At 73.8% G+C, this 22,210-nt stretch carries 23 protein-coding genes; 6 read left to right on the forward strand and 17 right to left on the reverse strand.

The window, feature by feature from the left end:
- Positions 1–4: 4 nt before the first annotated feature.
- The 5 genes from JOE63_RS19060 to JOE63_RS19080 all read right to left on the reverse strand — a co-directional run bounded on the left by JOE63_RS19060 (position 5) and on the right by JOE63_RS19080 (position 5,625).
- Positions 5–2,020: a cytochrome c biogenesis protein DipZ gene (locus tag JOE63_RS19060; protein ID WP_204543059.1), complete on the reverse strand. Its 2,016-nt coding sequence runs from the start codon at positions 2,018–2,020 to the stop codon at positions 5–7.
- A 154-nt stretch (positions 2,021–2,174) separates the two neighbouring features.
- Entirely contained in the window at positions 2,175–2,882 is a 708-nt protein-coding gene (locus JOE63_RS19065) for a fasciclin domain-containing protein (RefSeq protein WP_204543061.1), read from the reverse strand.
- A 132-nt stretch (positions 2,883–3,014) separates the two neighbouring features.
- Complete coding sequence (locus JOE63_RS19070; RefSeq protein WP_204543062.1) at positions 3,015–3,821, reverse strand: anti-sigma factor; 807 nt, start codon at positions 3,819–3,821, stop codon at positions 3,015–3,017.
- On the reverse strand, positions 3,814–4,386 hold the full coding sequence (gene sigK / locus JOE63_RS19075; protein WP_087472548.1) for an ECF RNA polymerase sigma factor SigK: 573 nt from the start codon (positions 4,384–4,386) through the stop codon (positions 3,814–3,816). Before sigK ends, JOE63_RS19070 begins: the two co-directional genes overlap by 8 nt.
- A 156-nt stretch (positions 4,387–4,542) precedes the next feature.
- A complete protein-coding gene (locus JOE63_RS19080) occupies positions 4,543–5,625 on the reverse strand; it encodes a 3-deoxy-7-phosphoheptulonate synthase (RefSeq protein ID WP_279627901.1) in 1,083 nt (360 codons plus the stop codon).
- A 419-nt stretch (positions 5,626–6,044) separates the two neighbouring features.
- On the opposite strand from JOE63_RS19080, the gene JOE63_RS19085 reads away from it, so the two are divergent.
- Positions 6,045–6,542: an NUDIX hydrolase gene (locus tag JOE63_RS19085; RefSeq protein ID WP_204543063.1), complete on the forward strand. Its 498-nt coding sequence runs from the start codon at positions 6,045–6,047 to the stop codon at positions 6,540–6,542.
- Here the strand turns inward: JOE63_RS19085 and JOE63_RS21755 are convergent.
- Complete coding sequence (locus tag JOE63_RS21755) at positions 6,516–8,054, reverse strand: SpoIIE family protein phosphatase (protein WP_204543064.1); 1,539 nt, start codon at positions 8,052–8,054, stop codon at positions 6,516–6,518. The genes JOE63_RS19085 and JOE63_RS21755 overlap by 27 nt on opposite strands.
- A 26-nt stretch (positions 8,055–8,080) precedes the next feature.
- On the reverse strand, positions 8,081–8,881 hold the full coding sequence (locus tag JOE63_RS19095) for an alpha/beta fold hydrolase (protein WP_087469939.1): 801 nt from the start codon (positions 8,879–8,881) through the stop codon (positions 8,081–8,083).
- 114 nt (positions 8,882–8,995) lie between these two features.
- On the opposite strand from JOE63_RS19095, the gene JOE63_RS19100 reads away from it, so the two are divergent.
- Together JOE63_RS19100 and JOE63_RS19105 are read left to right on the forward strand one after the other, a co-directional pair.
- On the forward strand, positions 8,996–9,454 hold the full coding sequence (locus JOE63_RS19100) for an RrF2 family transcriptional regulator (protein ID WP_087469940.1): 459 nt from the start codon (positions 8,996–8,998) through the stop codon (positions 9,452–9,454).
- Between the two features lie 274 nt (positions 9,455–9,728).
- Entirely contained in the window at positions 9,729–10,661 is a 933-nt protein-coding gene (locus JOE63_RS19105) for a sulfite exporter TauE/SafE family protein (RefSeq protein WP_087469941.1), read from the forward strand.
- 32 nt (positions 10,662–10,693) lie between these two features.
- Here the strand turns inward: JOE63_RS19105 and JOE63_RS19110 are convergent, their stop codons facing one another.
- From JOE63_RS19110 to JOE63_RS19120, 3 genes are read right to left on the reverse strand one after another with little or no spacing between them, the layout of a single operon-like run.
- A complete protein-coding gene (locus JOE63_RS19110) occupies positions 10,694–11,428 on the reverse strand; it encodes a glutamine amidotransferase (protein ID WP_087469942.1) in 735 nt (244 codons plus the stop codon).
- A 10-nt stretch (positions 11,429–11,438) separates the two neighbouring features.
- Positions 11,439–11,666: a hypothetical protein gene (locus tag JOE63_RS19115; protein ID WP_087469943.1), complete on the reverse strand. Its 228-nt coding sequence runs from the start codon at positions 11,664–11,666 to the stop codon at positions 11,439–11,441.
- Entirely contained in the window at positions 11,659–12,234 is a 576-nt protein-coding gene (locus JOE63_RS19120; protein WP_087469944.1) for a dihydrofolate reductase family protein, read from the reverse strand. The genes JOE63_RS19115 and JOE63_RS19120 overlap by 8 nt, the downstream gene beginning before the upstream one ends.
- 109 nt (positions 12,235–12,343) lie before the next feature.
- Here JOE63_RS19120 and JOE63_RS19125 point away from each other — a divergent pair, with 109 nt between their 5' ends.
- Complete coding sequence (locus tag JOE63_RS19125) at positions 12,344–13,234, forward strand: LysR family transcriptional regulator (protein ID WP_087469945.1); 891 nt, start codon at positions 12,344–12,346, stop codon at positions 13,232–13,234.
- Positions 13,235–13,237: 3 nt separating this feature from the next.
- On the opposite strand, the gene JOE63_RS19130 is transcribed toward JOE63_RS19125, so the two are convergent.
- From JOE63_RS19130 to JOE63_RS19150, 5 genes are all read right to left on the reverse strand, one after another.
- Positions 13,238–14,047 (reverse strand): ABC transporter permease, encoded by an 810-nt coding sequence (locus JOE63_RS19130; RefSeq protein ID WP_204543065.1) that lies wholly within the window; start codon positions 14,045–14,047, stop codon positions 13,238–13,240.
- Positions 14,044–15,108 carry an ABC transporter ATP-binding protein gene (locus tag JOE63_RS19135; protein WP_204543066.1) on the reverse strand — a complete coding sequence of 355 codons (1,065 nt, stop codon included), beginning with the start codon at positions 15,106–15,108 and terminating at the stop codon, positions 14,044–14,046. The genes JOE63_RS19130 and JOE63_RS19135 overlap by 4 nt, the downstream gene beginning before the upstream one ends.
- Before the next feature lie 100 nt (positions 15,109–15,208).
- Positions 15,209–16,000 carry a hypothetical protein gene (locus JOE63_RS19140; RefSeq protein WP_204543067.1) on the reverse strand — a complete coding sequence of 264 codons (792 nt, stop codon included), beginning with the start codon at positions 15,998–16,000 and terminating at the stop codon, positions 15,209–15,211.
- Entirely contained in the window at positions 15,997–16,998 is a 1,002-nt protein-coding gene (locus tag JOE63_RS19145; RefSeq protein WP_204543069.1) for an ATP-binding cassette domain-containing protein, read from the reverse strand. Before JOE63_RS19145 ends, JOE63_RS19140 begins: the two co-directional genes overlap by 4 nt.
- A gap of 5 nt (positions 16,999–17,003) precedes the next feature.
- On the reverse strand, positions 17,004–17,417 hold the full coding sequence (locus JOE63_RS19150; RefSeq protein ID WP_204543071.1) for a GntR family transcriptional regulator: 414 nt from the start codon (positions 17,415–17,417) through the stop codon (positions 17,004–17,006).
- Positions 17,418–17,619: 202 nt separating this feature from the next.
- On the opposite strand from JOE63_RS19150, the gene JOE63_RS19155 reads away from it, so the two are divergent.
- A complete protein-coding gene (locus JOE63_RS19155) occupies positions 17,620–18,027 on the forward strand; it encodes a VOC family protein (RefSeq protein WP_087469951.1) in 408 nt (135 codons plus the stop codon).
- 306 nt (positions 18,028–18,333) lie between these two features.
- Positions 18,334–19,533 (forward strand): Fic family protein, encoded by a 1,200-nt coding sequence (locus tag JOE63_RS19160; RefSeq protein WP_307840237.1) that lies wholly within the window; start codon positions 18,334–18,336, stop codon positions 19,531–19,533.
- A gap of 94 nt (positions 19,534–19,627) precedes the next feature.
- On the opposite strand, the gene JOE63_RS19165 is transcribed toward JOE63_RS19160, so the two are convergent.
- On the reverse strand, positions 19,628–20,779 hold the full coding sequence (locus tag JOE63_RS19165; protein ID WP_087469953.1) for an aspartate-semialdehyde dehydrogenase: 1,152 nt from the start codon (positions 20,777–20,779) through the stop codon (positions 19,628–19,630).
- An 11-nt stretch (positions 20,780–20,790) separates the two neighbouring features.
- Complete coding sequence (locus JOE63_RS19170) at positions 20,791–22,110, reverse strand: aspartate kinase (RefSeq protein ID WP_087472549.1); 1,320 nt, start codon at positions 22,108–22,110, stop codon at positions 20,791–20,793.
- Between the last annotated feature and the right edge of the window lie 100 nt (positions 22,111–22,210).

The following is a 22,210-nucleotide window of genomic DNA, read 5'->3' on the forward strand; positions in this document are numbered from 1 at the left end:
CGCCTCACCCGAACGTCGCGGTGAACACCTGGACGCCGGGCGGGACGTCGAGGTCGACGCGGCCCTCGGACGGACCGTCGCCCTCCAGGACCGGGTAGAGCGTCGGGTTCCCGGACACGTCGAGCTCGCGGGTCGTGGTCCGGCCGTCCGTCGAGACGCGGGCCGTCACGGTGCCCTCGCCGCCGAGCACCGCGAACACGTCGGTCGCGCGGTAGGCGAGGCGCACGCGCGCGTCGTCGGACACCGCCGTGGCGCCCTGGAAGTCGACGTCCCACGTGCCGCCGAGCGAGAACGTGTCGCGCGCCTGGTCCTCGGCGAGCGTGAACTCCTGCTCCCCCGCCGCGTAGCGCGGCTCGCCGTCGTAGTTGACCACCCGCTTGATGGAGAAGTACGTCTCCGGCGTCGTCTCGTCCCGCGGCGTGGCGTCGCCGACCGCCGTCGGTTCCGGCAGCGCGACGCCCGGGTTCGCTTCCTCGAGGAGCTCGCGGACGAGGCGCTCGGTGTCCTCGTACCCGCCCTCCCCGAACCGGATGTGGCGCACCGTCCCGTCGGCGTCGACGAGGTACTGCGCGGGCCAGTAGCGGTTCCGGTAGGCGGTCCAGGTCGCGTAGGAGTTGTCCTGGGCCACGGGGTAGGTGACGCCGAGGTCCCGCGCCCCCGCGACGACGTTGCGCGTCTCGCGCTCGAAGGCGAACTCGGGCGTGTGGACCCCGACGACCTCGAAGCCGTCGCCGACGTCGCGGTAGCGGTCGTACCAGGCGTTGACGTGCGGGATCGCCCGCTGGCAGTTGATGCACGAGTAGGTCCAGAAGTCGACGAGCACGACCTTGCCCCGCAGCCCCTCGAGCGTCAGCGCCTCGCCGTCGGGGGTGTTGAGCCACGTGTCGATGCCGCGCAGCTCCGGGGCGGTGCCGCAGTCCTCGAGCACGGGCGCGCCGTTCGAGCAGTTCGAGAGCTCGCGGTTCTCGTCCGTGACGAGCCCGCCGAGGTCGAGCGCCTCCCGCACCGACTCGTTCTCGTCGACCCGCTGCTGGAGCGCCCCCGTGTAGTCGGGCAGCGCCCGCTGGAGTGCGGCCGGGAGGTTCAGCGCCAGCGCCCCGGCGAGCGCGATCATGACGATTCCGCCGGTGACGCGGATGCCGCGCGTGTGCCGCTGGAAACCGCGGACGCGCTCGGCGACGCGCCGCCCTGCGAGGGCGAACACGAGCAGCGGGATCGCGGCGCCGACGGCGAACGAGACGGTGAGCGCGACCGTGCCCGGCCCGATGTTCCCCGTCGCACCGGCCACCGTGATGGCCGCGAGGACCGGACCCGCGCACGGCACGTACAGCACGCCGAGGCCGAGGCCGAGCACGAACGCCCCGCGGTCCTGGCGGGCGGCCCCGCGCCGCGCCCCGAGCGCCGCGATCCGCCGGAACGGCCGCTCCAGGACCTCCTCGACGCGCGGCACGATCATCCCCACGCCGATCGCGACGAGGAGCACGATGCCCGCCCAGCGCAGCAGGTCCTGCGGGAGCCCGAGCGCGGTGAGCACGACGGAGCCGAGCAGCGTGAAGACGCTGAAGCTGAGGACCAGGCCCGCGATGACGAGGTAGGGGCGCCACGAGCGGCCCGCCGGGCGCACGGCGCTCCGGGACGCGCGGCGACCGGTCCCGCTGTCGGCCGCGCCGGCGGGCTCGCCCGCGTCCCCCGTCGACAGGTCGAGGGCGAGCGTCCCGCCGCGCGTCGGCCGCGCGGTGACCTCCCGCGGCCCGGCGGCCTCCTGCGCGCCGCCCGGGCCACCCCGGCCGCGCGGCCCCGCGGCCGGGCGGCCGCCGACGCGGACCGCGTCCGGGACGCCCGCGAACAGCCCCGGGGAGACGCCGCCCGCCCCGGGCTCCGCGGTGGCCGACGGCGCCTCCCCCGTCCGGGCGCCCTGCACGCCGCCCGCGAAGAAGATGACGGGCAGCATGGGCAGGATGCACGGCGAGATGCCGGTGATGAGGCCCCCGAGCAGACCGATGACGATGAGCGTCTCCATGCCCGGGGTTCGGACCGGTCGCCGCCGCGGATGGGTCTCCCCCACGGGGCGCAGGGTCGCCGGCGCACGACGACGGCCCCGACCGTGGGGCGGGGCCGTCGCGCTCCGCACGGGGCTGCGGAGTCCGGTGCGCCTCCTCTCGGCGCGGAACGGGTCACATGGTCGGCATGAGCACGGAGTCGACGAGGTACACGGTCGCGTTCTGCGTCATCACGCCGCCGCAGACGACGGCCGCGTCGTTCACCATGAGCTCGTCGCCCGAGCCGGTGACCTCGACCGTGCCGCCCTCGACGGTCTCGTGCTCGCCGACGACCTGGTCGGGCGTGAGCTGGCCGGGCACCACGTGGTACGTGAGGATCTTCGTCAGCGTGTCGGAGTCCGTCTTCAGCGACTCGAGCGTCGCGGCGTCGATCTTCGCGAACGCGTCGTCGACGGGGGCGAACACGGTGAACTCGCCGCCGTTGAGCGTGTCGACGAGGTTGACGTCCGGGTTGAGCTCACCCGAGACGGCCGCGGTGAGCGTCGTGAGCAGCGGGTTGTTCGACGCCGCCACGGCGACGGGGTCCGTCGACATCCCGGTGATCGACCCGGCGCCGTCGGGGACCTGCTCGGCGTACGCCGCGCAGCCGGGGCCCACGAGGTTCGCGGCGGGGTCGGCCGCCATGTCGTCCGAGCCCTCGGTCGAGTCCTCGGTCATGGCGTCGTCGGACGTCGGGTCGTCCGTCATGGTGTCCTCGGCCTGGGAGCCGGTCGTCGTCGAGTCGGACCCCGCGTCCGAGTCGGAGCTGCACGCGGACAGGCCGAGCACGGCGAGCGTGGCGATGCCGGCGACGGCGTACGACGTGCGGGTGCGAACGTTCATCGGTCTCTCCCTCGGGTCGTCGCCCCGCCGGTGCGGGGCGTCATGCCGAGGGTTCGGAGCGCCGCCCCTGCTGGATGGGTCCGGATCCGCACGGGTTTCTCCCGCGTCGTGACGCCCGCCCGACCGTGGCGCTCAGCCGACGAGCGCGACCACCGGGTCCGCCGTCGGCTGCTCCGAGCCGCCCACCGGCTCGACCGTCACGGCCATGCCGACGCCCGGCTCGTCCTGGACGAGCCGCGAGGTGCGCCCGTCGTGCACGTCGAGCACCCCGGCGGACACGACCGCACCGTCGGCCTCGACCACCCAGAGCTGGTAGTCGCGGTCGTCGCCGGCATCAGGCAGGTCGGACGCTCGGAAGTACATGTCGTCGCCGGCCGCGAGCACGGACGCCTGGCCGCCGCCTGCGACGTCGCCGCGCAGGATCGTCGCGTCGGGGTCGGCGAGCATCTCCGCGATCGCGTCGGACTGCGCCTGCAGGCGCGACTGCTCCTGCGTGGCACGGACCGCGACCGTCGTCGGGACGGCCACCGCGACCACCGCGGCCACCGCCGCCGCGAGCCCGGTCCAGCGCCGTCGGCGCGCGCGGCGCGCGGCCGCGAGGTCGACGACGACGCCGTCCCCCGTGCCCTCTTTGGCGGACGTCTCCGTCGCGGCACGCAGCGCCCCGTCCGGACCGGCGTCCGACCCGGCGGACGCGGCCACGCGGGCCAGCACGGCGTCGCGCAGCCCGGGCGGCGGGGCGCTCTCGACCGCGAACGCCGCCACGACGTCGCGGTACTCGTCGAGCTCGCGGCGCGCGTCGGCGTCGGCCGCGAGCAGGCGCTCGACGGCGCGGCGCTCGGCGTCGTCGAGGGCGTCGAGAGCGTAGGCCGGCAGCAGGTCGCGGACCTCCGGCCGGTCGTCCGCGCCGCCGCCGCGGGGCGTGGTCGGGTCAGCCACGGCGCACCCCCAGGCAGTCGCGCAGCCGCAGGAGCCCGTCGCGGATGCGGGACTTCACGGTCGGGAGGGCGGCGTCGAGCCGCTCCGCGACCTCGCGGTAGGTGAGGCCGCCGTAGTACGCCTGCACGACCGCCTCCCGCTGCGTCGCCGTGAGCGAGTCCAGGCACCGCCGCACGGCCGCACCCTCGAGACGTCGTTCGACGTCCTCGACCACGACGTCCCGCGGCGCCGCGGCCGTCGAGGCGTCCACGTCGCGCTGGTCGCGGTCGCGGCGCGCCTGCTCGGCGCGCACGCGGTCCACGGCCCGCCGTCGCGCCAGGGTCGCGACCCAGGTGCGCGCCGAGCCGCGCGCCGCGTCGTACCGCTCCGCCGTCTGCCACACCTCGACCATCACCTCCTGCACGACCTCCGCCGCGTGGTCCGGGTCCCGGAGGACACCGAGGCAGGTGCCGTACGCGACCGGCGCGAGCGCGTCGTAGACGGGCGCGAACGTCTCGGGGTCGCCGCCCGCGCACGCCGACAGCGCGGCGTCGACCGCCGGGTTCGTCGACACGGGAGGGGGCACCCGGTCAGTCTGCAGCACCTGCGCCGTGCTCACGCGCTGCGGCCCACCGACCGTCGCTCTCCGCACCCGACCTCCCGCCGCCACCGTCCCGGACCGTCCGGGACGACCCTGGTTCGGTGCCGACGCCCCCGCGGATGGGTGCGCGGCTCCGTCCTGTCAGAGCGCGCGGCGCGTGCGCACCGCGCCGGCCAGCTCGCGCAGCAGGTCGGCCGTCGTGTCCCAGTCGATGCACGCGTCGGTGACCGACTGCCCGTACACGAGGCCGCTCGGCGCGGGCTTCTGCGCGCCCGCCACGAGGAAGCTCTCCATCATGAGGCCCGTGATCCCCTGCTCCCCCTCGGCGAGCCGAGCGGAGACCTCGCGCACGACCTCCGCCTGGCGCACGTGGCTCTTGCCCGAGTTGCCGTGCGAGGCGTCCACGACCAGCCCGTGCTCCGTGACCCCGCCCCGGCCGGAGGTGCGCGCGACCGCGAGCGCCGCCGCGACGTCGTCGGCCCCGTAGTTGGGGCCGGAGCGGCCGCCGCGCAGGATGACGTGGCAGTCCGGGTTGCCCGCCGTCTCGACCGCGGCGGCGCGCCCCAGCGAGTCCATGCCGAAGAACGTGTGCTCGCTCGCCGCCGTGATGCAGCCGTCGACCGCGATCTGCACGTCGCCGTCGGTCGCGTTCTTGAACCCGACGGGCATCGACAGGCCCGACGCGAGCTGGCGGTGCACCTGCGACTCCGCGTTGCGCGCGCCGATCGCGCCCCACGACACGGCGTCCGCGATGTACTGCGGGCTCGTCGGCTCGAGGAACTCGCACGCGGCTGGGACGCCGGCGTCGAGGACGCCGAGCAGCACCTGGCGCGCGAGGCGCAGGCCGTGGTGCACGTCGTGCGACCCGTCGAGGTGCGGGTCGTTGATGAGGCCCTTCCAGCCCACCGTGGTCCGCGGCTTCTCGAAGTACACGCGCATGACGACCATGAGGTCGTCGGCGAGCTCGTGCGCGACGGCGGCCAGACGACCCGCGTACTCGAGCGCGGCCTCGGGGTCGTGCACCGAGCACGGGCCGACGATGACGAGGAGCCGGTCGTCGTCGCCCGCGAGGACGTCGCGGACCTCGCGGCGCGACGTCGTCACGAGGTCGCTGCGCGTCGCGCCGAGCGGCAGGTCGGCGAGCATCGTGCGCGGGGCGGGGAGCGCGTCGAGCGCGCGGACCCGCAGGTCGCTCGTGCGGGCCTGGAGCTCGGGGCTGTCCACGGGGTCGACGGTACTCGTCGCGCGGTCGGACGACGCGGTGGACGACGCGGTCTCGGGCTGGGTGGTCGTGCTGGTCACGGGAGGCTCCTGGTCTGTGCGGCGGGGGTCTGGGACCGCCGTGAGTCGGAGTGCCCAGCGGTGCCCAGCGGCGCTTCACCGGCCTGCTGCCGCCCGTGGTCCCGGAACGGCCCGTCTCACGACGAAGGGCCCGGACGCGGTCCGCGTCCAAGGCCCTGTGCTGGCTCCGGGTGGTGATCTGTGGTCAGGCGAACGCCCGCACGGCCCCACCGGGAGCCTGCGTAAAGCGCCAATACCACTGAGAAGTCACGAGGCGACCGTAGCACAGGGACTCCGCGGGTCGGACGGCGCGTCTCACGTGCCGGTCGGACGCTGCCGACGGGCCCGCCTAGGCTCGGGACATGCCGATCCCTGAGTTCGTCGCCGCCCTGCGGTCCCGCGTCGGGACCGACCTCCTGTGGATGCCGGGGGTGTCGGCCGTCGTGGTGGACGACGACGGCCGCCTGCTGCTCGGGCAGCGCGCCGACACCGGCCAGTGGGCCGTGATCAGCGGGATCCTCGAGCCCGGCGAGGACCCCGCGGTCGGGCTCGCGCGCGAGGTGCGCGAGGAGACGGGCGTCGAGGTCGTCGTGGACGCGCTCGTCGCGGTGACGGTCACCGAGCCGGTCGAGTACCCCAACGGCGACCGCTCGCAGTACCTCGACCTCGCGTTCCTGTGCCGGCCCGTGTCCCCCGCGGCCGCGGCGGCGGCCCACGTCGCGGACGACGAGTCGCTCGCCGTCGCGTGGTTCGACCCCGACGACCTGCCCGACGACCTCGCGCGCTCCACGGTCGAGCGCCTCGGCCACGCGCTGGGCCGGCTCGCGGACCCGTCAGCCGGCCCCTTCTTCGTCCGCTGACGCGACGCGCGAGGTCTCCGCGACGGGCTCGCCCGACCCCTCCGGGCCGAGCCAGCGCACCGCGAGGAGGCACGCGTCGTCGTCCTCCGGGGCGCGCGCGACGACCGCCTCCAGCAGCTCCGCACCGGCCAGCCCGGCCCCGAGCGCGTTCGTGACGATCTCCGCGAGCTCGTCGAGCGCGAGCGCGAGCGGCCGGTCGCGGCGCTCGACGACGCCGTCGGTGAAGAGGAGCAGCAGGTCGCCCGGGGCGAGCGTGACCGTGTCGGCGACGCGCGGCGTCGTGCCCCGGACGCCGAGCGGCGTGGACCGGGCCTCCCACAGGTAGCCCGCCGACCCGTCCGCGCGCACCAGGAGCGGCGGCAGGTGGCCGGCGCACGTGTAGCGCAGGACCCCCTCGAGCAGCTCGAGCTCCCCGTACACGAGGCTCGCCATGAATCCCGTCCCGGTCCGGTCGACGAAGCGGTCGAGCCGCTCCACGACCTCCTCCGGCGGCAGGCCGGTGTCCGACGCCGCACGGACCGCCGTCCGGAGCTGCCCCATCGCGGTCGCGGCCTTGAGCCCGCGCCCCACCACGTCCCCGACCGAGAGCGCGACGACGTCCGGGGCGACGCGGAACGTGTCGTACCAGTCGCCCCCGACCTGCAGCTCGTGGACACCGGGGCGGTAGCACGCCGCGATCTCCACGTGCGGGTCGGCGACGATCCCGTCCGAGAGCATCGCGCGCTGGAGCTCGCTCGCGACGGACACGCTCTGCTCGTGGGTCGTCGCCCGGGCCAGCGCGAGCGCCGCGAGCTGCCCGGCCGCGGCGGCCGTGCCGAGGTCGACCGGGTCCGAGCCCGCCGCCCGGCGCGGCTCCAGGGCGAGGACGCCCAGCAGCGCCCCCGCGGTACGCAGGGGGACGACGACGGTCCCGTCCGCGCGCACGCCCGCCTCGGCCAGCTCGTCGATCGTCGGGGCGGTCACCCCGGCGGCACCTCCCCAGCGCCGGAGCGGCCCGCCCTCCTGGGCCGTCCAGAGGGCGGCGTCGCCCGCACCGAGCATCGTCACCGCGGCCCGGAGCAGGACCCACGCGACACCGTCGAGACCGGCGACGCTCGCCAGGTCGGCGGCGATCCCGTGCAGCAGCCGCACGCGCCGCTCCGCGTCCTCCGCCGCGCGCCGCGCCCCCACCAGCTCGTGCTCGAACCGGGACCGCTCGCGCGCGCCGAGCATCGCCACCTCGACGAGCCGCTCGCCCCGAGCCTCCCGCTCGATCGCCGTGAGGAGCACCGGCTCGCGTCCCCGCGGCGTCCGCAGCTCCACCGCGACCTCGTCGACCCGGCCCTCGATGTGCAGGCGCGGGCCCAGGTGCGTCTCCCAGTAGATACGGCCGCCCACCGTGAGCAGGTCGGCGAGCCGACGCCCGGCGACCGCCTCCACGTCGGGCACGTCCAGCAGCCGCAGGAACTCGTCGTTCGCGTCCAGCACCCGCCCCTCCGTGTCGAGGAGCAGGAGCGCCACGGGAGCGAGCACCCACCGCTCCCCGCGCGACATCACCATCAGGGACCACCGAGCCAGTCACGCATCGCCCCGACGAGGAGCGCCGGGTGCGACAGGTTCGGGCAGTGGCCCACCGAGTCGATGACGACCAGCTCGCTCCCCGGCAGGTGCTCGTGCACGTACCGCCCCACCTCGGGCGGGGCGATGACGTCCTCCCGGCTCTGCACGACGAGCGCCGGGGTGCGCACGCGCGCCAGGTCCGCCCGGTTGTCGCCGAGGAACGTCACGCGCGCGAACTGCCGCGCGATCGCCGGGTCGTTGCGCCGGAAGACCTCCGCCAGCTCGTCCCCCAGCGCGGGGCGGTCCGGGTTCCCGACGATCACCGGCGCCATCGCCTGCGTCCAGCCCAGATAGTTCGCGTCCATCGTCTCGAGCAGCTCGTCGATCTCCTCGGCCGAGAAGCCGCCGCGGTACCCCTCCTCGTCGATGTACCGGGGGCTCGGCCCGACGAGCACCAGGCGGTCGACGAGGTCCGGACGGTCCGCCGCCGCGAGGAGCGCGATCACGGCGCTCACCGAGTGGCCCACGAGGATCACCGGCTCGTCCGCGACGTCCTCCACGACCTCGACCATGTCCGCGACGTAGCCCCGCAGCTCGGAGTGCCGCGCGGCGTCGAACGCCGACGGGTGGGACGCCCCGCAGCCCGAGTGGTCGAACAGCACGACACGGTGGTCCGCCGCGAACACGGGCGCGACGAAGCGCCACATCGACTGGTCGCAACCGAAGCCGTGCGCGAAGACCATGGTGGGGCCGCCCTGCGGTCCCATGACCCGCACGTTGTTGCGTTCGCGCACGTCCACGGGTCACAGCGTAGGGGGAACCCGAACCGGTGAGCAGGGCTCACGCGGGTGAGATCGCACGCTGACCGGGCCCGGCACGGCGGTCCGCGACCCCGTGCACGGCACAATGTCCTCATGCGTGTCTCGGCGAAGGCTGACTATGCGGTGCGGGCGTGCGCCGAGCTCGCGGCGTCCCCGCAGGGCGACCCCGTGCGGGCGGAGGACCTCGCGGCGGGCCAGGGCCTGCCCGTGAGCTTCCTCGAACGGATCCTCGGCGACCTGCGCCGCGCCGGCATCGTCGCGAGCGTCCGCGGCCGCTCCGGCGGCCACCGCCTCGCCCGCCCGGCGTCCGAGGTGACCCTCGCCGACGTCTTCCGCGCCGTCGACGGGCCGCTCGTCACCGTGCGCGACGAGCGCCCGCCGAGCCTCGAGTACGAGGGCTCCGCGGCCGCGCTCCTCGAGGTGTGGGTCGCTCTGCGCGCGAGCGTCCGCGACGTCCTCGACCGCGTGACGATCGACGACGTCGTCCGCCGCGACCTCCCCGACGACGTCCACGCCCTCGCCGCTCGCGCCGACGCCTGGGAGAACCCCTGACCTGCTGAGCCCGCGGTGGGATCGGACCGTGTGCTCGGACTGGCCGAGATGCGAGAAGTGGCCCCTCCGAGCCCCGCCCGTGGGGCCGTTTCTCGCATCTCGTCCTCACGTGCACGGCTCTGTGCGAGTTGTGCTCGCGACAGGCCTACCTGTCAGCGGACGAGCCCGTTAACACTGGCCCACGATGTGGTCGACGCTTCACATACTGGACTCGTCGGGTCAACCTTGTCAGGACACGTCGGGGCCGCCCCGGCCACCCGAGCAAGGAGACGCGGTGCGGACCCTCATCCTGCTGGCCCTCGTGGGCCTCGGCGCGCAGCTCGTCGACGGCAGCCTCGGGATGGCGTACGGCGTGACGTCGACGACGCTCCTGCTCGCGATCGGGACGAACCCCGCGGCGGCGTCGGCGACGATCCACCTCGCCGAGATCGGCACGACGCTCGCGTCGGGCGCGGCGCACTGGCGGTTCGGGAACGTGGACTGGAAGGTCGTCGTGCGGATCGGCGTCCCGGGCGCGATCGGCGCCTTCGCGGGTGCCACGTTCCTGTCGAACCTGTCGACCGAGCTCGCCGCGCCGGTCATGTCGCTGCTCCTCCTGGCGCTCGGCGTGTACGTGCTGTCCCGGTTCACGTTCGTCGGGCTGCCGAAGGGCCGGCAGGGCCTCCCGCTGCGCAAGCGGTTCCTCGCCCCGCTCGGGCTGGTCGCGGGCTTCGTCGACGCGACGGGCGGCGGTGGCTGGGGGCCCGTGGGGACGCCGGCACTGCTCGCGTCGGGGCGGATCGAGCCGCGGAAGGTCATCGGGTCGATCGACACGAGCGAGTTCCTCGTCGCGGTCGCCGCGTCGCTCGGCTTCCTGTTCTCGCTCGGCTCGCAGGGGATCGACCTGCTGTGGGTCGGCGCGCTGCTGCTCGGCGGCCTGGTCGCGGCACCGATCGCAGCCTGGCTGGTGCGGCTCCTCCCGCCCCGCATCCTGGGATCGGCGGTGGGCGGCGTCATCGTCCTCACCAACGTCCGGACGCTGCTGCGCTCCGACTGGGTCGACGCGAACGGTGCGGTCCAGGGCGTCGTCCTCGGGCTCGTCGCCGTCGTGTGGGCCGCGGCCGTCGCCTGGTCGGTCCGGGCGCACCGCCGCACCGTGGCGCTCGAGGCCGCGGAGGCCGACGCGACGCCCGCTCCCGAGGCCCAGCCGGCGCCTGCCGCCCGCTGACCCGTCCCACGCCAGGCACGACCGCCTGCTCGTCAGTCGCGCGCGTAGCGGCGCACGAACGCCGCGAGGATCCGGTGCGGAGCCCAGACGTCGCCGCGGCGCACGGCCGCCTCGACCTCACCCGCGGTCTCGGGCGCGAAGTACCCGTAGTCGCCGTACACCCCGATGCGGGTGAGGATCCCGTCCAGGTCCAGCTCGGGGTGGAACTGCGTGGCGTAGAGGTTCTCCTTGACCCGGAACATCTGGACCGGGCACGCCTCCGACGTCGCGAGCAGCACCGCGTGCGACGGCAGCCAGGTCACGGCCTCCTTGTGCCCGACGTACGCCTCGAACGCGTCGGGCAGGTCGGCGAGCAGCGGGTCGGCGCGGCCCTCGGCGGTGAGCCGGATCGTCACGGGCGAGATGGGCTCGGCGTAGGTGTCGTCGAGGACGGCGCCCTCGTGCAGCCCGAGCGTCCCGACGCCGTAGCACGCGCCGAGGAACGGGAGGTCGCGCTCGACGATCTCGTCCAGGAGCGGCGCGAGCTCGCGCTCGACCCGGCGCTGGGTCGGCGACTTGTCCGCCTCGGGCGACGACGAGTCGAACGGGCTGCCGCCGACGATCACCCCCGAGTACGCGTCGAGGTCGATCGCCGGCAGCGGCCCGGACTCCATCCGCACGCGGTGCAGCGCGCCCGCGTCCAGCCCGGAGTACCGGAGCACGGCCGCGTGCTCGCCGTCCGCGGCGGGGTCCTCCGCGCGCGACGCGAGCAGCAGGAACGGCCTCATGCGCGTCAGGCTAGGTGGGTGGGCGCGCCCACGCCCGCGGTGGGCGCGGGTCCGCGTCGGGCCGCGCGCCCAGGTCGTCGAGCCCGCCGACGGGGGCGGTGGCGCCGTCGCCCGCCCCGTGCCGTCGGCGCGCACGACGGCGGCAGTGCGGCCGCAGGAGCCGGACGGTCACGACCGCGCGCGCCGTGAGGATCGACGCGCGGCGCCGGAGCACGCGCGCGGGGACGCGCTCAGGCACGGTCGTAGGTGAGGACGGCGTTGCCGCCCTCGAACGTGGCGACGTCGGTGAGGTCGTAGGTCGTGGGTCGGAACGCGACCGCGCCGAACGCGTTCCGCCCGGCGCCCGCGACGACCGGGTAGAGCTTGACGACGAGCCGGTCGATCTCGTCGAGGAGCGCGCCCGCGAGGACGCCGCCGCCCGCGAGATAGATGTCGAGCGGCGAGTCCTCGGCCTTGAGCGCGCGCACGAGCGCGACCGGGTCGTCGCGCACGATCGTCACGGCCGGGTCGAGCGCGGGCTGCGACGTCGAGACGACGTACTGGCGCAGGTGCGCGTACGGGCTCGTGATCCCGAGCTCGAGCGCGGGCTCGTAGGTCCGCCGGCCCATGACCACGGTGTCGAACGTCCGGTTGGGCTGGTCGTCGACGCCGAGCTGGCGGCGTCCGTGCGTGGGCAGCACGTCCGGGAACGTGTCGATCATGCGCACGCTGTACGCGTCGGAGGACGGGTAGAAGTCGACCTCGTCGTCGGGGCCGGACAGGAAGCCGTCGATGGACAGGGCCACGAAGTAGGTGAGTCGTCTCATGGCTCCAGCCTCGGATTCCACCGATTCGTCATCAATGACGCATGCTGGGTGGATCGTTCACCCGGCGTGAACGGTGCACGGAGACGGAGGCAGACGTAGAGGTGGCCGCATGGAGCTGAGGGACATCGAGATCTTCCTGACGCTCGCCGACGAGCTGCACTTCGGGAGGACCGCGGAACGGCTCCACGTCTCGCCCGCGCGCGTGAGCCAGGCGATCAGCCGGCAGGAGCGGCGGATGGGGACCACCCTGTTCGACCGCACGAGCCGACGCGTCGAGCTGACGCCCGTCGGTGCCCGGCTGCGCGACGACCTGCGGCAGGGCTACGAGCTCATCCAGTCGGGCATCGCGGCGGCCAGCCGTACCGGCGAGCGCCCCGCCGGCGTGCTGCGCGTCGCCGCGATGGGCATCGTCGGCCACGAGCTCCGTCCGGTGGTCGACGAGTTCACGGCACGGCACCCGGGCTGCTCGGTCGAGCGCCGCGAGTTCCACTTCTCGGACCCCTTCGGGGCGCTGCGCGAGGGCGAGGCCGACCTGCAGGTGACGTGGTCCCCCGTCCGGGAGCCCGACGTCGTCGTGGGCCCCCGCGTGCTCACGGAGGGCCGCGTCCTCGCCGTCGCGACGGGGCACCCGCTCGCGGGCGAGGACGCGGTGTCGGTCGAGGTCCTCGGGGACCACGCCGTGCTCGAGCTCGGCGCCGGCGTCCCCACGTACTGGGAGGAGGCGATGGTGCCCCGCCGCACGCCGTCAGGCCGCCCGGTGCTGCGCGGTCCGGTCGCGCGCACGTTCCACGAGGTGCTGACCGTGGTCGCCTCGGGCGGGGCGGTCACCCCGCTCAACGCGCACGTGCGGCGGTACTACACGCACCCCGGCGTCGTGTACGTACCGATCGTCGACGTCCCCGACACCGAGTGGGTGCTCGTCTGGCTGCGGGACCGCGAGACCCCCGAGGTCCGCGGCTTCGCCGAGATCGCCCGCGAGCTGGGCTCGCGGGCGATCTGAGCCTCAGCTCCAGCGGAAGAGCCGGATGCCGAGAGGCAGCAGGACGGCCGTCCACGCGGCCATGACGACCACCTGCACGGTCGGGAACCCGGACTCGAACCAGCCCGCGGTCATCGCCTGCGACGCGGCTCCGAGCGGCGTGAACTTCCCGATCTGGGCCACGGCCTCCGGCATGATCGGGCCGGGCGTCCACAGCCCCGAGAGGAAGAGCAGCGGGAAGTAGACCAGCGTCCCGATCGCCGACGCCGTGCTCGCCTTGGGCACGCGCGCCGCGATGAGCGTGCCGAGCGAGTACATCGACGCGACGCCGAGGACGAACGCGAGCACGACCGTCGCCGCGTTCTGCGGCGCGACGAGCCCGAACACGAGCTGCCCGACGACGAGCGCGACCGCCGACGCGACGACGACCGCGACGAGGTTGGTGACGAGGTGCGCGACGACGATCCCCTGCGGCCGCATGGGCGTCGTGGACAGCCGCCGCAGCAGGCCCTTCTCGCGGAACGTCGCGAAGTAGACCGGCATCGTGGTGAGGGCGGGCGTCGCGATCGCGGCGGCGAGGACCACCGGGACGTAGAGCGCGACGGGCGCGAGCCCGAGCCACGGCGCGGGCGCGTCCTCGATGGGCGTGCGCATCCCCGGGATCGCGAAGCCGACGCCGACCAGCAGGACGGTCGGGAACACGAGCGCGAAGAACACCGTGCCCGTGTCGCGCAGCCAGAGCCGTGACTCCGTCGCGAGCAGGACGCCGAACCCGCGCCACCCGCTGCCCCGGCGGGCGGGCGCGACGGCGGTGGGCAAGGTCGTGGCGGTCATCGGGACTCCCCTCGGGTCGGCCGGGCGACGGGTGCGTCCGGGTCGTAGGTGCGGCCGGTCACGGCCACGAACACGTCCTCGAGGGACCGGGAGACGGTCCGGACGTCGTCGGGCACCACCTCCTGCTCGGCGAGCGCGAGCACGACGGCGAGCAGGACCCGCCGCGTCCCCGTCACCTCGATCTCGCGGCCGGACGTCGGCACCACCTCGACGCGCTCGACGTCCGCGAGGCCCGCGAGCGTGTGGAGCGCGAGGTCGTGGTCGGCCGGGGGCACGCGCAGGCGGACCGTGCGCGACGTGTCGACGGAGTCGACGAGCTCCGCGGGCGTGCCCTGCGCGACGATCCGACCGTGGTCGATGATGACGAGCCGGTCGCACAGCCGCTCGGCCTCGTCCATGAAGTGCGTGACGAGCAGGATCGTCACGCCGCGGTCGCGCACGCGCTCCACGAGCTCCCAGGTGGCGCGGCGCGCGGCGGGGTCGAGGCCCGTCGTCAGCTCGTCGAGGATCGCGACGCGCGGGTTGCCCACGAGCGCGAGCGCGATCGAGAGACGCTGCTTCTGTCCGCCGGAGAGCTTCGCGAACGCGACGCGACGGTGCTCGTCGAGGTCGAGAAGATCGAGCAGCTCCTCCACGTCCGCGGGCGACGCGTAGAACGACGCGAAGAGGCGCATCGCCTCCTCGACGGTGATCTTCTCGTTGAGGGCCGCCTCCTGGAGCTGGACCCCGACGGCGTCGCGCACCGCGGCGGGGTCGGTCTGCGGGTCGACGCCGAGCACGCGGACCGTCCCGCCGTCGGCCTCGCGCAGACCGGCGAGGCACTCGACGGTCGTCGTCTTCCCGGCCCCGTTGGGTCCGAGGATGCCGAAGATCTCGCCCGCCTCGACGCTGAAGCTCACGTCCTCGACGGCGACCTTGCGGGCCTCGGAGCCCGACGGCCCGGGATAGGTCTTGCGCAGGTTGCGGACCTCGACGACGGGCGACGGACCCGTCGGCGGGCCGACGGTCGGGGCGGGCGATGCGACGGTCGCGCCGCGGGTGGGCGGTGGTGCGGGGCTCATGCTGACCTCCACGAGGGTGTGCGAGGCCCACGCACGGCGCGGGCGCCGTCCGGAGGGCTCTCGGTGAACGGTGGGTGCGGTGGGTGTGCGGTGCGCCCGGTCAGCCGCTCGCGCTCGCGGCGAACTCGACCGGCTGGATCGCGACGCCCCGCAGGACGACGCGCAGGAGCAGTGCGGCGAGCGCCACCCCGACGACCCCGCCGAGGACGGCGAGCCAGACAGGGGTGCCGTCGAGACCGACGACGCGCGCGAGCGCGTGGCCGAAGAAGCCGGAGCGGAGGAAGATCTCGGCGACCACCACGGGGACGAGCGACGCGAGGACGAGGAGCACCCCGCGCAGGAACCCGAACCCGTAGAAGCCGGCGGCGACCACCATCCCGGCCAGGTAGTACACGACGCAGAAGATGCCCTCGACGAGGATCACGAGGCCCACCTGCGAGCCGTCGCCGTAGAGCTGCCCGAGCTCGGGCTCGGTCGCCCACCCCGCGCGCCGGAACAGCGTCCACTCCCCCCACTTCACGAGCGCGCTCGCGACGCCGAACGTCATGCCGGACACGGCGGCGCCGATCCACAGCCCGTGCGTGTAGGAGCGGCGCGTGCCGCCCGAGGCGACGTGCACGGCGATCGTCATGAGGGGCAGGATGATGCCCATCACGAAGAGGAAGAACTTCGCCGAGCCGGCGACGCCCCCGACCGCCTCGATGCTCACGTCGTCGTTGCGGTCCATGATCCAGAGGATGAGCGCCCCGACGGCGAGCGCGATCGCCCAGAACCAGACCCCGACGTACCAGGTCCCGACGACGAAGTACCAGGCGACGGCGTTGACGCCGCGCCGGTGGGCGGCGGACTCGAGGGCGCGGCGCTCGGCGGTGCGCTGGGTCGCGGCGGTCATCGTGCCTCCTCGGTCTCGGCGTCGGCGCCGTTCCCGGCCCGCCCGGTGCGGGTGAGGTGGACGAACAGGTCCTGGACGGGGACGGCGCCGACCTCGATCCCGGCCTCCGCCGCGGCGGTCCGCTCGTCGTCGGCGAACGTGCCGAAGAGCGTCACCTGGGCGGTGCCGCCGAGCCGCTGCCGCGCGAGCACCTCGCGACCGGCCGCGTGCTGCTCGACCACCCCGGCGGGGCCGGTGAGGCTGACGCCCCGGGCGCGCACGTCGTCGGCGTTCTCGGCGAGCAGGACGCGACCGCGGTCGATGATCACCACGTCCTCGAAGAGCCGCTCCACCTCGGTGATGAGGTGGCTCGACAGCAGGACCGTGCGCGGGTGCTCGGCGTAGTCGGCGACGAGCGCGTCGTAGAACGCGTACCGGCTCGGTGCGTCCATGCCGAGGTAGACCTCGTCGAAGATCGTCAGCGGCGCGCGTGCCGCCAGGCCGATCACCGCGCCGAGCGCGGAGCGCTTGCCGCGCGACATCTCGGTCGGCTTCTTGCGGACGTCGACCTCGAGCTCGTCCAGCAGCCGCGCGGCGAGGTCTGCGTCCCAGTGCGGGCGCAGGTCGGCGTAGTACTCGAGCGTGTCGCTCGCCTTGTCCGTCTCCCAGACGTCGCCGCTCTCGCGGACGAGCTGCGTGTGCATGGTCGCCCACACGTTCTCGAACGGGTCCTCGAGCTCGCCCGCCGGTCCGACGCGCACCGTCCCGGACGTGGGCCGACGGAACGCCGCGAGCAGGGCGGCGAGCGTCGTCTTGCCCGCGCCGTTGCGGCCGAGCAGGCCGGTGATGACGCCGGGCCGGATCGTGAGCGTCGCGCCGTCGAGCGCGGGGACCTCGTCCCCGCGGGAGTAGCGGACGACGACGTCCCGCACCTCGGCGGCGAACGGCGCCGGAGGTGAGGGCGGGTTCCGGGCGACCGGGGTCTGGTCGGTGGGGTGGCTGGCGGGCCGGGCGGTCACGGGTCTCACCTCGGGGTGGGGTCGGTGGTCGGGCCGGTGCTCTGGTCGCCGGACGTGCCGGCGGGACGCGGCCGGCCGAGGACGTAGTCCACGATCTCGGCCGTCGGGATGTCGAGGAGGTCGGCCTGCGCGAGCGCGGGGGCGAGGATCTCGTCGAAGAACCGGGCGCGGTGGTCGGCGAGCAGCCGCTCACGCGCCCCGGGGGCGACGAACATGCCGAGGCCGCGCCGCTTGTAGAGGACGCCCTCGTCGACGAGGCCGGCGAACGCCTTGGCCGCGGTCGCCGGGTTGATGCGGAACGTCGTCGCGAACTGCGTGGTCGACATGACCTGCTCCTCCTCCGCGAGCTCCCCTGCGAGCACCTGCGCCCGGACCATCTGCGCGATCTGGAGGTAGATGGGTTCCGGTCCGTCGAACATGGGCCCCATCCTCTCCCGCCTCGCGTGTTCTGTGGTTCATTACTCCACTAATGAACCACAGATGCAGACGATCTCGCAACCCCGTGATCACCCGCTCTGGGCGGTACCCACGGCGGGCGCGCGGTGGGACCCTGGGAGGATCCGGCGTCCGCGGCGGGTCACGCCCTCCGGCCGCCGGCGGTCACGAAGGAGTGAGACGACGATGGTCACCATTCGGCGCGGGTTCTCCAGCTTCTCGGCGGACGACCTCGACGCGGCGCGCGATTTCTACGGAGGAACCCTCGGGCTCCCCGTCACGGCACTCGACGACGGGGGTGGTCTGGTGCTGCACCTCGGCGGCGGTTCGGACGTGTTCGTGTACCCGAAGGAGGACCATCGGCCGGCCGCCTTCACGGTCATGCACCTCACCGTCGACGACGTGGACCAGGTCGTCGACGAGCTCACCGCGAAGGGCGTGACGTTCGAGCGCTACGAAGGGTTCGACCAGGACGACAAGGGCATCGTGCGCGGCTTCATGGAGGGCGGCGACGGGGCCTGGTTCACCGACCCGGCCGGCAACATCGTCGGCCTCGCCGACGGCGAGAACATGGCACGCCTGGTCGAGGGCTGATCTCCGGCCGATCGGTACGACGCCGCCGCGGGAAGACCCCCGGCGGCGTCCGCACGTCGTGGCGCAGTTCCGTGCGGACACCTGGGTCCAGGCAGCACCAGGCGATCAGCCTCGACGTCCGGTGCGGTCGCGGTTGAGACCGGCGACCAGGTCGGTGGCGTCGCAGTCGAGCGCCTTGGCGATGTCGAGCAACGTCGACAGACGCGGGTTGGCCGGGGTCCTCTTGGCCCGGTCCGCGCTCCCCTGTTGTCCACAAGGAACATACAGGTGCTCGCAATGTCACTCATCGAGCCCTAGAGTGACATTGTGGATCTCAGCATGTTCGTGAACCGCTCGCCGGGGGAGCTTGTCACGATCCGGGGCAGCGATCCGGTGCTGGGTTCGTGGGAGCACAAGGCGTTCATCCCTGAACCGCTGTCGACGACGATGCCGGATCTCACACCCTCGACGTACCTGGCCGTCGCGGAGGCTCGTGCAGCTCTGGCTGCGCTCGACAACACGGGGCGCCAGCTCCCCAACCCGACGCTGCTCCGGCTGCCGACCCTCCGCCGTGAGGCGCAGAGCACGTCCGCGCTGGAAGGGACGTACGCCCCCCTCGCCGAGGTGTTCACCGCGGATGACGACGATCCCGCTTCCGCCCAGCTCGTCGAGATCCTCAACTACGTCCGCATGGCGAACGCCGGGTTCGCTCGCATCGCTGACGGTTGGCCCGTCTCCGTCACCATGCTCAGCGAGCTCCAGGGAATCCTGATGGCCGATACGCCGTTCGAGTCGCAGTCCGGCCGACTCCGCGACGGGCAGGTCGTCATCGGTCGACGAGAGGACGCCGTCGCGGTCCGATTCCCCGTGGAAGCCGCACGATTCGTCCCCGCGCCCGGTGGACACCAGCTCGAGGCCGGCGTGCGCGATCTCGTGGACTGGATGCGCTCGGACCACCGCGGCGCGATCGACCCTGTGGTGGCAGCCGGCATGTCCCACTACCAGTTCGAGACGCTCCACCCCTTCCGTGACGGCAACGGTCGTGTCGGACGGTTTCTGATCGTCCTGCATCTGCAGAGCACGAACGTCCTCGCAGAGCCGACGCTCACCGTCTCCCCGTGGTTCGAGGCGCGTCGTGGCCGGTACTACGACCACCTGCTCGGGGTGAGCACCCGCAACGACTGGGACTCCTACCTCCGGTTCTTCGCCGAAGGGCTACGGCAGGCTGCAGACACCACCCGACACGAGATGGTCGCGCTCGTCGCCGTCCAGGCGGAGCTGAAGGACACGATCCGTGCGTCGCCGCTGCGCGCCGACTCAGCGCACGCGCTCGTCGACCTCGCCGTGGCCAACCCGACCTTCACCGTGCGTAAGGTCGAGGCCGAGCTCGGCGTCTCGTACGGGAGAGCGAACAAGCTCGTCGGCCAGCTGGTCGAGCTGGGCATCCTCGACGTCGTCGACCCGGACGCGTACAAGCGCCGCTTCTTCGCACCCCGCGTGCCCCAGGTGCTGAGCCGCACCACGTAGGTCCCTGAACGAGGTAGAGCCCAGGTCGGGTGACCTGGGCTCTACCTCGGTTGACCAGTGCCCTGGCTCGGGTGATCAGGGTTCCGGCTCAGCGTCAGGCGGAGGCCGGCTCCGGGGCGGGGACCGGGTTCTGTGCCAACTCTCCGGCGAACGCGGCGCGGACGGCGTCGAGGTCCTGCGCGACGAGCTCGGCGAGCTGCACCGCGTTGAGCGCGGCGCCCTTGCGGAGGTTGTCGTTCGAGACGAAGAGGACGAGGCCACGGCCGTCGGGGACGGACTGGTCGGTGCGGACGCGGCCGACGAACGAGGGGTCCTTGCCGGCCGCCTCGAGCGGGTTCGGGACGTCCGCGAGCACCACGCCCGGCGCGGACGCCAGGATCTCGCGCGCGCGGTCGGGCGTGATCGCGGCGCCGAACTCCGCGTGGATCGCGAGCGAGTGACCGGTGAACACCGGGACGCGCACGCAGGTCCCGGCGACCGCCAGCGACGGCAGGCCGAGGATCTTGCGCGACTCGTTGCGGAGCTTCTTCTCCTCGTCCGTCTCCTCCTGCCCGTCGTCGACGATCGACCCGGCGAGCGGGACGACGTTGAACGCGACGTTGCGCGGGAAGACGGCGGGCTCCGGGAAGGCGACCGCGCCGCCGTCGTGCACGAGCCCGACGAGCCCGGCCCCGGTGCCCTCCGCGGCGGCGCCCGCGACGGCCTGGGCGCGCAGCTCCTCCGCGCCGGCGAGGCCGGCGCCGGACACGGCCTGGTACGTCGCGACGATCAGGCGCTCCAGCCCGGCCTCGTCCGCGAGCGGCTTGAGCACGGGCATCGCGGCCATGGTCGTGCAGTTCGGGTTGGCGATGATGCCCTTGCGCGCCTCGCGCAGCGCCGCGGGGTTGACCTCGGAGACGACGAGCGGGACGTCCGGGTCCATGCGCCACGCGGACGAGTTGTCGATGACGACGGCGCCCGCCTCGGCGAAGCGCTCCGCCTGCGCCTTCGAGGTCGCGCCGCCCGCGGAGAACAGGGCGACGTCGATCCCGCGCAGGTCGTCGGTCGAGGTCGCGGCGACGTCCTCCACGACGACGTCGGTCCCGCGCCACGGGAGCGTCGACCCGGCGGAGCGCGCCGACGCGAAGTAGCGGATGCTCGCGACGGGGAGGTCGCGCTCCTCGAGGAGGCGGCGCATGACGGCGCCCACCTGGCCGGTCGCGCCGACGACGGCGACGTTCAGGCCCTGACGGTTCTCGGTGGTCATGTCCAGTCCTCTCAGCGGCCGGTGCCGGCGTAGACGACGGCCTCGCCGTCGGCGGCGTCGAGCTCGAACGCGGTGTGCACGGCGCGCACCGCGTCGTCGAGCGAGTCCTCGCGGGTCACGACGGAGATGCGGATCTCCGAGGTGGAGATCATCTCGATGTTGATGCCCGCGTCGCGCAGCGCGCCGAAGAGCTTCGCGGAGACGCCCGGGTGCGACTTCATGCCCGCGCCGACGAGCGACAGCTTGCCGATCTGGTCGTCGAACTGCAGCGAGTCGAACCCGATCTCGCCCTGGAGCGCGGACAGCGCCGACATCGCGGCCGGGCCGTCGCCCTCGGGCAGCGAGAACGAGATGTCGGTCAGCCCCGTCCGGGCGGCCGAGACGTTCTGCACGATCATGTCGATGTTCACGCCCGAGCCGGCGACGACCTCGAAGATGCGCGCGGCCGTCCCGGGCACGTCGGGCACCCCGACGACGGTGATCTTGGCCTCGCTGCGGTCGTGCGCGACGCCGGAGATGATCGGGTCTTCCATGACGGTCTCCTCGGGAAGGTCTTCGGGGCCGGGAGCGGCGCCGGCGGGCCGGGGCGCGGAGTAGGCGTCCGCGCTGACGAACGTGCCCTCCTTGCCGCTGAACGACGAGCGGACGTGGATCGGCACGCCGTACCGGCGGCCGTACTCGACGCAGCGCAGCGCGAGGACCTTGGCCCCGCTCGCCGCCATCTCGAGCATCTCCTCGTACGTGATGCGGTCGATCTTGCGCGCGCTCGGGACGATGCGCGGGTCGGCCGTGAAGATGCCGTCCACGTCGGTGTAGATCTCGCACACGTCGGCGTCGAGGCCCGCCGCGAGCGCGACGGCGGTCGTGTCCGACCCGCCGCGGCCCAGCGTCGTCACGTCGTTCGTCGACTGCGTGACGCCCTGGAAGCCCGCGACGATCGCGACCTGGCCGCGCTCGATCGTCTCCCGGATGCGGTGCGGGACGACGTCGACGATGCGCGCCTTGCCGTGCACGGCGTCGGTGATCACGCCGGCCTGCTGGCCCGTGAACGACTTCGCCTTGACGCCCAGGCTGTTGATCGCCATCGCGAGCAGCGACATCGAGATGCGCTCGCCCGCGGTGAGGAGGATGTCCATCTCACGCTGCGGCGGGAGGGGGGTGACCTGCTGCGCGAGGTCGATGAGCTCGTCCGTCGTGTCGCCCATCGCCGAGACCACGACGACGACGTCGTGACCGGCCCGCTTGGTCTGCGCGATGCGCTTGGCCACGCGCTTGATGCTCTCGGCGTCCGAGACCGACGAACCGCCGTACTTCTGCACGACAAGTGCCACGTGCTGCTCCATCTGTCGCCGGCCTCCGTCTCTCTCAACGGCCCGCCGGGTGCTTGTGGGTCGATCGATGATACGCACGCGTCCCGCGGTCAGGCCAAGC

It is taken from the genome of Cellulosimicrobium cellulans, assembly GCF_016907755.1.
GTDB lineage: Bacteria > Actinomycetota > Actinomycetes > Actinomycetales > Cellulomonadaceae > Cellulosimicrobium > Cellulosimicrobium cellulans_D.